The sequence below is a fragment of the Desulfonatronospira thiodismutans ASO3-1 genome, from assembly GCF_000174435.1.
Taxonomy (GTDB): Bacteria; Desulfobacterota; Desulfovibrionia; order Desulfovibrionales; family Desulfonatronovibrionaceae; genus Desulfonatronospira; species Desulfonatronospira thiodismutans.
In genome coordinates, this window is record NZ_ACJN02000002.1 from 810783 (window position 1) to 823030 (window position 12248).

The following is a 12248-nucleotide window of genomic DNA, read 5'->3' on the forward strand; positions in this document are numbered from 1 at the left end:
TCAAGTTCAATTATGCCCAGACTGATTTCTTTAATGCTGCTTGTTTTTCTGGCAGGATGCGCCCATACCGGGGCCGACCGCATGAGTCTGCATCAGGCCGAACTGCGCCTGGACCTGGCTGAGCGCTATCTCATCGAGGATGAGCCAAGGCCGGCCCTGGAGCAGTTGCAGCAGGTAAAGGAAGCCTCTCCGGATAATCCCAGGCTGTATTTCAACATGGGACTGGCCCATACCAGCATGGAAGACTGGGACAGGGCTGCCCGGGATTTTGAAAAGGCCCTGGAACTAAAGCCTGATTACGGAGAGGCCTGGAACAACCTGGGCCAGGTAAGAAAGGCCCAGGGCCGCACTCAGGAAGCCAGACAGGCCTATGAAGCGGCTCTGGAGATTGAAGAATACATGACTCCGGAGTTTGCATACTATAACCTGGCCTCGCTTTTTCAGGAAGAGGGAGATTTAGAAAGAGCCCTGGAATATGCAGTGAACTCCGTGGAAAAAAACAGGCGTTTTGTTCCCGGCTACGACCTGGCCGGCAGCCTTTACCAGGAACTGGATCTTTATGATGAGGCCCTGCGCATCTTCGAGCGGGGGGCCCAGGCCATGCCGGGCAATGCCCGGCTGAGTCTTGCCTATGCCGAGGAACTGGTTCGGGCCGGCAGGGACAGCGAAGCAATAACGTGGTTTGAGCACGTAATCGAGCAAAATGATGACTCCCAAGAGGCCCAAATGGCCCGGGATTACCTGGAGGCCCTGCGTTAGAGAAAGCGGCCCCTGGATACTCGGGGTAAACCCCTGGGTTTACGACTTTGCAGCTTACAATCTCTGGGCCAGGCCGGCCGGCCTCCTGGTCTGCCTGGACATGCTCTCCAAAGCTGGAGCACGCACCGCTCTTATGGACTGCATGGACCGCACCTGGCAGGATCAGCCCTGGCCTGCTGCCGGGTATACCGGAGCAGGACGCTATCCCCGCACCGTCCTGCCCAGGCCGGGGGTTCTGGCGGATGTTCCCCGGCAGTACAGCCGGTACGGCCTTCCCGGGGACAGGGTGGAAAAAGCCCTGGCCAGGCTTGATCCTCCACCGGATCTTATCCTGATCACTTCCATAATGACCTACTGGTATCCGGGCATTGTCGCGGCTGTGCGCATGCTGCGCAGGCTCTGGCCAGGGGTGCCCGTCTGTCTGGGCGGGGTGTATGCCACCTTGTGCCGGGAGCATGCGCTCAGGCTGGACGTGGACCTGGTAATTTCAGGTCCCCTGGAGGACGAGGACAACTGGGCCAAGGTGTGGAACCTGCTTGGTTCCAGCCCTCCAGAACTGCCCCGGGATGCGGGCATGAGCCTGGATACCTCGTTTTATACACAAAGCGGTTATTCGGTGATAATGGGTTCCAGGGGATGCCCCTTCAGGTGCAGTTACTGTTCCGGGTACAGGCTTTATCCGGGCTTCAGGCAGGCTGAGGCAGGTCTTTTGTTTGAGCATATAAGGCGTGAATACATGCGCGGCATCAGGGATTTTGCCTTTTACGACGATGCCCTTCTGGTAAATGCCCGGAATCTGCTTATCCCCCTGCTGGACAAGATTATATCCAGCAGGATGGAGATAAGGCTGCACACTCCCAATGCCCTGCACGTGCGCTACCTGGACCTGGAAGTGTGCAGACTTTTTTACCGGGCCGGACTGCATACCATCCGCCTGGGATTCGAGACCGGGGCTTTCGGGTCCCGGCCGGACAGAAAGCTTGCATCAGACGAGTGGAGCCAAGGCATGCACAATCTGCTGCAGGCAGGATTTGAAAAAGAACAGATGGCTGCGTATGTACTCTTCGGCCTGCCCGGGCAGGATAATGCAGAAGTCCTGCAGAGCATCCGGGAGGTGCGCAGATGGGGCATCCGCCCCGAGCTTACCCAGTATTCGCCCATTCCCGGCAGCGAGATGTTTGAAGAAGCAAAAAACTATACCTGGCTGGACTTAGATGATCCCCTGGCGCACAACAACTCCATCTGGCCCTGCGTTCCAGGTGGTTTTACCTGGGCAAAGCGCAATTACTGGAGTCGTATTGCAGCAGGGGCATGAGGAGCAGGGCAGTTTTTCATGGTCTGACGGGAAAAAGAGGTGTACAAGGCTATTAAACCCAGGAGGAGAAAATGAGTACCATAATGCCCGAAGACAAAAAAGTCAGGCAGGCTGTAAAGTGGGTGGACGAGGGTATCCAGGAGGGCAAAAGCCTGGACAGGCTCCTTGGTGAAGCGGGCATGCGCTTCAACCTGGGGCCAAGAGACGAAGAGTTTCTGTACAAATTTTTCAGGAAAAACGAGCAGGGCTCAGACGATAACCAATGAAAATTCTGCACCGGCAGATTATAAAAGAGGTGGGAACGATATTCCTGGTGACTCTGGCCTCTATGCTGTCTCTGATAGTCATCGGGCGTATGATCGACCTCAAGGATATCTTTGTAGGGCAAAGTATTCAGATACTGTACGTTATCAAGTCCTTTTTCTACCTTGGCCCCTCCTTTCTCAGTATGGTCATTCCCATAGCCTGCATGCTGAGCATCTTCCTGTGTTTTCTGCGCATGTCCTCGGACCGGGAGCTCACTGCCCTGCAGACCAGCGGCATATCCATAAGAAGCCTGGTTCTTTCTCCCCTGCTTTTTTCCCTGGGAGCCATGGGGTTTACCCTGTACGTAACCCTGCACCTTACTTCCTGGGGCATAGACAATTTTCGCGAGACAGCGGTGGAAATGGTCCGGGAGCAGACCGAAGTCAGCATGCAGCCAGGAGTGTTTCACCGCATGATCCCGGACATGGCCATATATGTTCACAACAGGGACCCGGGGACCAGTGAGCTGAAAGAGGTGTTTATCTCCGACGACACTGTTCCGGAAGCCCCTTTGACTATTGTTGCCCCCACAGGACGTATGCTCAGTGACAAAGAGGAAGGCATGCTCTATTTCATCCTGGATGATGGCCGGATCTACCGCCAGGACCAGGAGGAGCACAGCCTGGTTTCCTTTGGAGAATACAGGCTGCGCCTGGATCTTTTTTCACTTCTGGGCGATGCCGGTCTGCGGGACAAGCGTCCGGAAGAGATGTCCTGGGGTGAACTGCAGGCTTACAAGGATGATGCCCAGGCTGACAGCAGGCAGTACCGCCTGGCGGTGCTGGAAGAGCACAAGCGTTTTTCTCTGCCCCTGGCATGTCTGATTCTGGGGCTTTTCGCTGTGCCCCTGGGCCTTACCCTGCAGGGCCTGGGCCGCAACTGGGGGCTTTTGCTGGCCATGAGCTGCTTTCTTATTTACTACAGCCTGTTTACCGCGGTGTACGGCCTGGGAGAGGCCGGTACCCTGAATCCGGACCTGGCCATGTGGATGCCCAATATATTTTTCCTGGTTCTGACCCTGGGTGGTTTTTATTTCTATTCCCAGGGCCGCGAGATAGACCTGGGGCAGGTGTTGCGAAGCTTTGTCCCGTGGTTGCACAAAAGAGATGAAAATCAAGAGAACAATTAAAAAAAAGCTCCCCTGCATGCAGATATGAGTGTTTTAAATAGATATCTTTTGCGCCAGAATCTTTTCTACACCGCGGTCCTGCTTTTTTCCGGGACCATGGTGTATCTCATCGTGGATTTCGTAGGGCGCATGAACGCAATGGTCGAAGCAGGCCTTGGCGCGCTCCAGGTGCTGGAGTATTTTGTCTTCAAGATGCCCCTTATTGTTGCCCAGACCCTGCCGGCCATATTTATGCTGGGAGTTCTGATACAGATGGCCATGATGCATCGCAGCAATGAGCTTGTGGCCATGGAGAGCAGTGCCATCTCCTTTAGAAAGCCTGCTGTTTTCTTTATTGGTTACGCGCTTGTGGTTTTTATGCTGCTGTTTGTTTTTTCCGAGACCCTGGGAGTCAGGGGAGAGCAGGTCACAAGGCAGATCTGGAACCAGGACGTGCGTGACAGGGAAGCCGCTGTAGAGGGTCTGGAGGACGTCTGGGTCAAGGACCGGGATTATATGATTCATATTGAACGTGCGCATATAAACGAGGGCCGGGGAAAGGATTTTACCGCCTACAAAAAAAGTGATCCGGGCAAGATACAGGAGATAATCAAGGCGCCCGAATTCGAGGTCCATAAAAACCGGTTGTTGCTGCGCGACGTCACTGTATTCAAGCCCCACAGCCTGGAAAGACAGAGTTTGCAGGAGATGGAGATGGAGGTTAAAATTGATCTCAGGTCTTTTGCCCTGGTGGACTCGGATCTGCCTTATCAGGCCTGGTCCATATTTACCCTATCCGCCCTGGTAAATCAGCTCAAGGAAAGCGGGGCCAGCGTTGAAAAGATCTCCACCGCCCTGCACAGCAAGATAGCCTATCCTTTTGCCCTGGTGGTCATGACCCTGCTGGCCCTGGCCCTGTTTACCCGCATCAAAAATATTTACGCCCTGGTAACCCTGGGGCTGGTGATTGTCTTTTTTTACTACACGGTATATGTGTTCGGGGTAAGTTATGCTGAAGAAGGCGTGACAGCACCTTTTGTCGGCGCCTGGACAGCCAATGTGTTTTTCGGGATTTTAAGCCTGCTGCAGCTTTTCTGGATGGACAGGAGATGACCCGGCTTGTACCAGATTTTTTATGGCCTCCAGAAGGGCCTGCTGCCCCTGCCGTGTCCGGGCTGAAAAAAGGATGGGCTTGTGGGCCCGCTCCAGAAGCTTTTGCCAGCGCTTCAGGGCCAGCTGTCTCTGTTTCTGGTTACACTTGTCCGCCTTGGTAAGCACCGGCAGCAGCCTGGTCTGCAGGGAATCCACGTAATGGGCCAGGTCCAGGTCGCTGGACTGGGGCGAAATGCGCGAATCCAGAAGAAGAACCACGCCCGCCAGGTGGTGGTTGTCCTGGAGGTATTCCTGGATGAGTTCGCCCCACTTTTCACGCTCCACCCTGGAGCAGCGGGCGTAGCCGTACCCGGGCAGATCCACCAGGTAAAAATTTTCCTGTGGAGCCAGGAAGAAATTGATGCTCCTGGTTTTTCCCGGGGTGGAACTGATTCTGGCCAGCTTTTTCTGACCGGCCAGACTGTTTATCAGGGATGATTTGCCTACATTGGAGCGCCCGGCCAGGGCGATCTGCGGCAGGTCAGGGAAGCGCAGCTGATCTTTGGTGTAGGACGTGGTTTCAAGTCTTAACGTCAAATACATAGATGATTTTCCTGAAGTCGGGTTGTTCTGACCTGGGGCCGGATTGTTATTATGCTCAATGTCACAATGCATTGATTGTAGTGATGAAAGGTCCGGTTGTAAATCTTAAGCATTTCCGCATCGAGGTGCATATGTGGAGAAAACTGCTTTTATCTTCTCTTTTGCTGTTTGCTGTTTCCTGCGCCCGCGAAGAACCGGTGCAGAACTATTTTTACCTGCAGGATCCTGGAGAAGAATTTTACGAACAGGCCCGGTTCGAGGTCAGCCTTGATCCGGCGGAAATAGATGAGTTTGCCACCCTGGAGAAGGCCTTCTGGGAACACGGAGCGGACAAGTGTTTCAGTATCAATGCCAGGAAGGTTATAAACCGGGAACCCCTGGTGCGTCCCGGCAGAATGGGCTCACCCGGTTCAGGTACGGTTTTTGTGCGCACAAGCGGGGAAATAGAGCCGGTTCAGGCCTCCATGACCGATGCTCAGTCCCAGGAATTCACCTGCATGTTGAGCACCATACCCCACTGGAGTCTGGCTGGCGAAATCGTCGCCTTTGACAAGGACAAGACAATAGCTGCAACCCGGGATAAAATAGATGTCGAGCTGTTTGACAGGTATCCGGAAAAGGGACCGGCCTACTTTTTCGTGGCCAGAAGGACCGAGAGAGAGGGCCGGCTGCTTTTGAAGGTCTTCGGCTCGGGAAAGCTGCAGCAGGTCCTGCAGTCAGATACACAAATGAAGTGGCATGAAAACCCTTCAGGCACCCTGGGCCGGGGGATTATCCTGGAAACAAGGCGCGAAGTAAGGCCCGGTGATCTGATTTTGCTGAGTTACCTGTCAGTGGAGGGTGTGCATGAAGAAGATGAGCCCGAATACGAAGAAGTCCAGGTGCAGCCCAGAATGCGCATCAGCCCCGAAGAAGATGAGCCGACTGAAGATGACCCTGAACTGTGGAGGAAAAAGTAGCCATGCCCGGGGAAAAGTACACTGTATTGATGGTAAACGGACCCAACCTCGGCTATATCGGCCGGCGCGACCCGGGTACATATGGCACCCGCGGCATGGACGCTGTGCAGACCATCCTGGAAAAGGACCGCCCCGGGCTTCTAGACAGGATAGAGCTCAATTATTTTCAGGCCAACGGCGAAGGGGAGATCATTGACAGGCTGGAAAAGGCCTGGAAGGACAATGTGCAGGGGCTGGTCATCAATCCCGGGGCCTATACCCACACCAGCCTGGCCCTGGGGGACTGCCTGGCCTGGATAAATATCCCCCACGTGGAAGTACACCTGAGTAACATCTGGAGCCGGGAGGAGATCCGCAGACAGAACCTGACCGCAGCCCACAGCCTGGGAGTCATTGCCGGATTCGGCATCATGAGTTATGTTCTGGGGCTTGAGGCGCTGGTCTGGTATCTGGATAGTTTGTAAGATTTAGGGATTTAGGTATTGGGGGATTGGGAAATTGGGGAATTGGGGAATTGAGGGATTGAGGAATGCAGGGATTTAGGGATTTAGGGATTTAGGGATTGAGGGATTGAGGGATTGGGGGATTCAGGAATTCAAGGATCGAGGGATTAAGAGCCAGGGGCCCCAGGCCCCATGCTCCATGCCCCAAGCCCCATGTCATATATAAAGGAGGATGAATGCTTTCCACTACTGATTTCCGCAAAGGACTGAAAATCGAGATCGAGAATGAGCCCTACGAGATCGTGGATTTTATGCATGTCAAGCCCGGCAAGGGCGGGGCTTTTGTGCGCACCAAGCTCAGGAACCTGCTTACAGGAGGCATGCTGGACCAGACCTTCCGCTCCGGGGAAAAGGTGGCCAAGCCGGACCTGGAGTCCAGGGAGATGCAGTATCTTTACCATGACGGCACCGCTTATGTCTTCATGGATATGGGCAGTTATGAGCAGCTCATGGTGGACGATGAAAGCATGGGAGAGAAAGGGGGCTTTCTCAAAGACGGCCAGACCGTCAAGGCCCTGATTTACCGCGGCAACCCCATAGACATCGAGATCCCCGCAGCGGTAATCCTGGAGGTGGCCGAGACCGAGCCGGGAATGAAGGGGGACACTGTAACCGGCGGGACCAAGCCTGCCAGGCTGGAGACCGGCATTGCGGTCAATGTGCCCCTGTTTATAAACGAGGGAGAAAGAATCAAAGTGGACACCCGCACCAAAGAATACATGGGCCGGGAATAAACAGATTGTCAGGGCGAATCATGGACGGCAGCAGGCTCTACAGGGAAATTCCCGGCACAGTTATGTTTTTTCTGGCCCTGCTTCTGGGGGTAAGCCTGGCGGGGTACTCTTCTCTGGATCCCACATTCAACCAGCAAGTGGGCAGCGCACACACGGTTCAAAACCCTGCAGGAACCGTGGGCGCATACCTGGGAGGCTCCCTGGTGGAGCTTCTGGGGGTAGGCAGCCTGGTGGTGCCGTTGTTTTTCGTCTACCTGGGGCTCTATCTTTTCTGGCCGGTGCTCCAACTTGCCTGGTGGCGCTGGCTGGGGCTTTTTTTCTGCTTTGCAGCACTTATCGTCTGGGCGGAATTTCCACGGGTGCAGGCTTTCACGCAGGATATGGAAATAAGCGGCGGAGGATTTGCCGGAAGTCAGTTGTATCAGGCCGGTTTTGAAGCCCTTGGCTTCTGGGGGATACTTATTGCAGGGGGGTTTTTGACCCTGATGGGGATTCAGCTGGCCACCGGTTTTTCCTGGGGAGGAGGCCTTTACAGGCTGGCTGTTCTCATGCCTGACAAAAAAGAACGTGACCGCGACAGTTCTTCAGATTCAACCGGGTCTGCAAGGCAGGCCCCAAAAAAGCAGAACAGCTCCTCCTCCGGCAAGGGCAAAAAAAAAGCTGACCCTCATCCGCCTGCACCACAGGCAAGTCCGGGCAATATAGATACCAGCAGGTATGATCTTCCTCCCCTGGAGCTTTTGACCTCTGCACCTGATGATGTTTTAAAAGTGGATCAGACCAGGCTGGATGAGATTGCCCAGGCAGTAAAATCCAGCCTGGAGGACTTTTCTGTGCAGGGCGAGGTGCAGCGTGTGCAGCCCGGCCCGGTGGTGACCATGCTGGAGTACAAGCCCGCCCCGGGAGTCAAGATAAGCCGCATTTCCAACCTGCACGACGACCTGGCCCTGGCCCTGAAGGCGGCTGCAGTGCGCATTGTGGCCCCTTTGCCGGGCAAGGACACCGTGGGCGTGGAAATACCCAATGACAACCGGCAGACAGTCTATCTTCAGGAGATTCTGGAGTCCGGGGATTTCGGCCGCTCCAAACACAAGCTGCCTCTGGCCCTGGGCAAGGATATCCAGGGCAGGCCAAGGGTGGAGGACCTTTCACGCATGCCGCACCTGCTGGTGGCCGGGGCTACCGGAGCTGGCAAAAGCGTGTGCCTCAACAGCCTTCTTCTAAGCCTTCTTTTTAGATACCCGCCCCGGGAACTCAAGTTTTTGCTTATTGATCCCAAGCGCATTGAACTGGCAGTGTATAACGACCTGCCCCATCTGGTGCATCCCGTGGTTACAGACATGAACCTGGCCAAGACCGCCCTGGACTGGGCCATCTACGAGATGGAAAAACGCTACGACCGCATGGCCGCCCTGGGTGTGCGCAATATAGAAGGCTATAACCAGAAGCTGGCCTCTTTCGGGGACAATCCCCCGGAAGGCTTTGAAGATCAGGAGTCCATGCCCTACCTGGTGATCGTGGTGGATGAGATGGCCGATCTCATGCTCACCGCAGGCAAGGAAGTGGAAATGGGCATCGTCCGCCTGGCCCAGCTGGCCAGGGCGGCTGGAATTCACCTTGTCCTGGCCACCCAGAGACCTTCGGTGGATGTAGTCACCGGCATAATCAAGGCCAACTTTCCCTCCAGGATAGCCTTTCAGGTAAGCTCCAAACATGATTCGCGGACCATTCTGGACAGCGTGGGCGCGGAATACCTGCTGGGGCACGGGGATATGCTCTTCAAGAGCGCCGGAGGGCAGATGCAAAGGATCCACGGGGCCTTTGTCCAGGAAGAGGAGATAGCTTCGGTGGTGCAGTTCTGGAAGGACAAGGCCGGGGCTGAGTTTGAACTGGATTTCAATGAGTGGAAAAACAGTGAAAACGGTCAGAACGGTCAGGACTTCGAGTCGGATCCGGTGGTGGATGATCCCAAGTATGCCCAGGCGGTGGAGTTCATTCAGGAACAGGGCAAGGGATCAATTTCCCTTATCCAGCGCCGTTTCCGCATAGGTTACAACAAGGCGGCCCTGTTTATTGAACAGATGGAAAAAGACGGTATCCTGGGACCGTCGGATGGCAGCAGGCCCAGGCAGGTGCTCAAACCAAAATAGCTGAGAATCAGTGCAGCATTTCCAGGTCCGTAACCATTCAGGGGGGTGCCGGAATTGACCTGGGGACTGTCCCGCACTTATTTTTCCAGCGCCAAAAGCTGAAAATGGTTCATCAGGAAAAAAATAAGTGCGGGACAGTCCCCAGGCCTTGTGCCAGCAATCAACACCGAGGACCCTTTGAATGGTTGCCCAGACCCTGACCCCCAAGGGGCTGTTGCCCTGGCAAAAGTTTGTTCTGGCTTATGTCCTGGGCATCTGGACCCTGAAATATCCTCTGGCAGGTCTTGCAGGCCTGCTGCTTGTCCTGCTTTTTCTCCCCTTCAGGGACGTCTGGCGCAATATGATCCTGGCCGGGGTGTTTATGGCGGCTTTTTTGCTGGCCTGGTTCAGACTTCCAGACCCGCCTGGTTATATCCCGGATCCCATCCAGGCCCAGGAGCGGGTGTGGCTGCAGGGTGAAGTGGAATCTGTGAGTTACCAGCCCGGGGACAGACAGCGCCTTATTCTGAAAAACCTGCTCATTGAACCGGACCGGGAGCCTGTTAAGCTTCCGGGCAGACTTGTTTTCACCTGGAAAGATGCTCCAGTAGAGGCGGCTCCGGGGCAGAAGTTCCAGGCTCACGTAAATGTCAGGCCGGTGCAGGGCATGGCCAATTTCGGGGTCTGGAACAGCGAGTTTTTCTGGCGTACCCAGGGTGTTTTCTGGAGGAGTTTTGCCGAGGGAGAGCATTTCTGGCACCGTGTGGACCGTGAACCGGGCAGAAGCCATGTAATGCGCAGCCGCCTCAAGGAGAGGACCCTGCAGGGACTGCATCTTGAAGGCGTAGATGAAGAACAAAGAGCCAGGATCCAGGCAATGGGTCTGGCTCTTTTTTTTGGTGACCGATCCATGCTGGAGCCGGAAGTGCTGGAATGGGTACGTCTGGCATCCCTGGCCCATACCCTGGCCCTTTCCGGGCTGCACCTGGGCATCATGGCCGGCATGGGTTTTTTGCTGGCTGCGGGCATTGGATACCTGTACCCTCGAGTTTACCTGCGGCTGCCCTTCATGAAGCTGGGAATCCTCGTGGCTGCTCCCATATGCATTGTTTACCTGTGGATGGGCCAGTTTCAGCCAACGCTTATCAGGGCCGGGATCATGCTTGCCTGCTGGGGGTGGTATCTCTTTGCCAATCAGCGACGGGTGCTCCTGGACGGGCTTTTCATGGCCGCAGCTGCCATCACCCTGTACAATCCGTGGTCTGTATTCGACCTGCGGCTGCAGCTGTCAGTCATGGCTGTGGCGGGAATAGCCCTGATCATCCCCCTGGTGGAAAGGCTTTTCAAGAACATGGAGGAAAAAGGGGTTTCCAGGGTGTTCAAGTATTTTCTTGGGCTGGCCGGGGTGACCCTGGCCGCCAATGTGGCCCTGCTGCCCATTCAGGCCTGGACTTTCAACTATTTCAGCCCTCATCTTTACCTGAACCTCATCTGGCTGCCGGTGCTTGGCTTTCTGGTGCTACCCGCCGGGTTTGCAGGCGTTATTGTTTCCACTGTACCGGGACTGACTTTTGCCGGGGATATTCTGCTGGGCCTTGCCGGGCACCTTCTGGGGTATTTCATATCCGCCCTGGAATTTATGCACAGCAAGGATCTTCTGCACCCCATCATCACTTATCGTCCTGCATGGGTGGAGATATTCGCCTATTATCTGCTCCTGGGGATCATTATACATGCCGGGTCTATTGAGTGGAAGAAAGAGCGCGTCCTTCTGGGTCTGGGGTTGATGTTGTGTCTTGTGATTGTGCCCCGGGCGGGACAGATTCAGGATGAGAGCCTGACAATGCGGGTGCTGGATGTGGGACAGGGGCAGGGCATTGTACTGGAGCTTCCGGGTGAAGAAAGGATTATGGTGGACGGCGGAGGCAGCTGGAACCCGGATTTTGACCTGGGCCGAGCCGTGGTAACCCCGTCGCTCACCTGGCGCACCCGTCCCCAGAGACTGGACAAAGTGGTTTTGAGCCACGCTCACGTGGATCATTACGGCGGGCTCTTTTATCCTTTGAAGTACCTGGGGGCGGATAAATACCTGCACAATTCCATCTGGCCGGCTGAACAGGACCGGCTGCGCCTGAAAAAAGCCCTGGACAGGCAGGAGGTGCAGGAAGGGGTGCCGGGCAAAGGCGATGTCCTGGAGTTTGACGGGGCAGTTGCTCTGGAGGTGCTGCATCCTGGGGACCCTGACAAGTACGAGCTCTTGAACGATTCGTCCCTGGTTGTGCGGCTGATCTGGAAAGGCCGGCCGCTGGCCCTTATTCCAGGGGATATCGAGGCCCGGGGGCTGGAGGATCTTCTGGATACGGAACAGGATATTTCGGCCCGGGTCCTGCTGGTGCCGCATCACGGCAGCCGCAGCAGCGCTGACCCGGAGTTCTACCGCCGGGTGGACCCGGAGCTTGCAGTGGTTTCCCGGGGATTCATGAACAGGTTCGGAGTACCGCACCAGGAAGTCAGAAATATAATCAGGGATCTGGATATTTCCATGTATGACACTGCCGTGCACGGGGAAGTGATTTTTACCTGGGACAGTCCGGACAGTGATCCAGTCATCCGCTGGGCCAGGGACAGAACCGGCCCTGGTGGAGTACCGTACTGGTATTGAGTGCATTTTCAGATGGACCTGCCGCAACAGGTGGAAACGCCAATAATGCAGCAGTAAACCAACTCCATAGCTCTTTGT

At 55.4% G+C, this 12248-nt stretch carries 11 protein-coding genes; 10 read left to right on the top strand and 1 reads right to left on the bottom strand.

Features of this window, described 5'->3' with window-relative positions; translation table 11 throughout:
• Positions 1-12 precede the first annotated feature (12 nt).
• From DTHIO_RS19790 to DTHIO_RS09950, 5 genes are all read left to right on the top strand, one after another.
• Positions 13-759, top strand: a complete 747-nt coding sequence (locus DTHIO_RS19790; RefSeq protein WP_050775178.1) for a tetratricopeptide repeat protein — start codon at positions 13-15, stop codon at positions 757-759.
• Entirely contained in the window at positions 704-2074 is a 1371-nt protein-coding gene (locus tag DTHIO_RS09935; protein WP_244156351.1) for a B12-binding domain-containing radical SAM protein, read from the top strand. The genes DTHIO_RS19790 and DTHIO_RS09935 overlap by 56 nt, the downstream gene beginning before the upstream one ends.
• Before the next feature lie 71 nt (positions 2075-2145).
• Positions 2146-2340, top strand: a complete 195-nt coding sequence (locus tag DTHIO_RS09940; protein WP_008870160.1) for a hypothetical protein — start codon at positions 2146-2148, stop codon at positions 2338-2340.
• On the top strand, positions 2337-3509 hold the full coding sequence (gene lptF / locus DTHIO_RS09945; protein ID WP_008870161.1) for an LPS export ABC transporter permease LptF: 1173 nt from the start codon (positions 2337-2339) through the stop codon (positions 3507-3509). Before DTHIO_RS09940 ends, lptF begins: the two co-directional genes overlap by 4 nt.
• A 24-nt stretch (positions 3510-3533) precedes the next feature.
• Entirely contained in the window at positions 3534-4601 is a 1068-nt protein-coding gene (locus DTHIO_RS09950; protein ID WP_008870162.1) for an LptF/LptG family permease, read from the top strand.
• Here the strand turns inward: DTHIO_RS09950 and yihA are convergent.
• Positions 4563-5183, bottom strand: a complete 621-nt coding sequence (yihA, locus tag DTHIO_RS09955) for a ribosome biogenesis GTP-binding protein YihA/YsxC (RefSeq protein ID WP_008870163.1) — start codon at positions 5181-5183, stop codon at positions 4563-4565. The genes DTHIO_RS09950 and yihA overlap by 39 nt on opposite strands.
• Positions 5184-5314: 131 nt before the next feature.
• Between yihA and DTHIO_RS09960 the strand changes: the two genes are divergently transcribed.
• The 5 genes from DTHIO_RS09960 to DTHIO_RS09980 all read left to right on the top strand — a co-directional run bounded on the left by DTHIO_RS09960 (position 5315) and on the right by DTHIO_RS09980 (position 12170).
• A complete protein-coding gene (locus DTHIO_RS09960) occupies positions 5315-6142 on the top strand; it encodes a hypothetical protein (RefSeq protein ID WP_008870164.1) in 828 nt (275 codons plus the stop codon).
• A 2-nt stretch (positions 6143-6144) separates the two neighbouring features.
• Positions 6145-6606 (top strand): type II 3-dehydroquinate dehydratase, encoded by a 462-nt coding sequence (locus tag DTHIO_RS09965; RefSeq protein ID WP_008870165.1) that lies wholly within the window; start codon positions 6145-6147, stop codon positions 6604-6606.
• A gap of 215 nt (positions 6607-6821) precedes the next feature.
• Positions 6822-7379, top strand: a complete 558-nt coding sequence (efp, locus tag DTHIO_RS09970; RefSeq protein ID WP_008870166.1) for an elongation factor P — start codon at positions 6822-6824, stop codon at positions 7377-7379.
• Between the two features lie 20 nt (positions 7380-7399).
• Entirely contained in the window at positions 7400-9529 is a 2130-nt protein-coding gene (locus DTHIO_RS09975) for a DNA translocase FtsK (protein WP_008870167.1), read from the top strand.
• A 181-nt stretch (positions 9530-9710) separates the two neighbouring features.
• Positions 9711-12170 carry a DNA internalization-related competence protein ComEC/Rec2 gene (locus tag DTHIO_RS09980; protein ID WP_008870168.1) on the top strand — a complete coding sequence of 820 codons (2460 nt, stop codon included), beginning with the start codon at positions 9711-9713 and terminating at the stop codon, positions 12168-12170.
• Positions 12171-12248: the final 78 nt, after the last annotated feature.

Coding starts and splice junctions, on each gene's coding strand:
- DTHIO_RS09940 (WP_008870160.1), top strand. CDS start 2,146: ATGAGTACCATAATGCCCGAAGACAAAAAAGTCAGGCAGGCTGTAAAG.
- DTHIO_RS09975 (WP_008870167.1), top strand. CDS start 7,400: ATGGACGGCAGCAGGCTCTACAGGGAAATTCCCGGCACAGTTATGTTT.
- DTHIO_RS09935 (WP_244156351.1), top strand. CDS start 704: ATGATGACTCCCAAGAGGCCCAAATGGCCCGGGATTACCTGGAGGCCC.
- efp (WP_008870166.1), top strand. CDS start 6,822: ATGCTTTCCACTACTGATTTCCGCAAAGGACTGAAAATCGAGATCGAG.
- DTHIO_RS09950 (WP_008870162.1), top strand. CDS start 3,534: ATGAGTGTTTTAAATAGATATCTTTTGCGCCAGAATCTTTTCTACACC.
- DTHIO_RS19790 (WP_050775178.1), top strand. CDS start 13: ATGCCCAGACTGATTTCTTTAATGCTGCTTGTTTTTCTGGCAGGATGC.
- DTHIO_RS09980 (WP_008870168.1), top strand. CDS start 9,711: ATGGTTGCCCAGACCCTGACCCCCAAGGGGCTGTTGCCCTGGCAAAAG.
- DTHIO_RS09965 (WP_008870165.1), top strand. CDS start 6,145: ATGCCCGGGGAAAAGTACACTGTATTGATGGTAAACGGACCCAACCTC.
- DTHIO_RS09960 (WP_008870164.1), top strand. CDS start 5,315: ATGTGGAGAAAACTGCTTTTATCTTCTCTTTTGCTGTTTGCTGTTTCC.
- lptF (WP_008870161.1), top strand. CDS start 2,337: ATGAAAATTCTGCACCGGCAGATTATAAAAGAGGTGGGAACGATATTC.
- yihA (WP_008870163.1), bottom strand. CDS start 5,183: ATGTATTTGACGTTAAGACTTGAAACCACGTCCTACACCAAAGATCAG.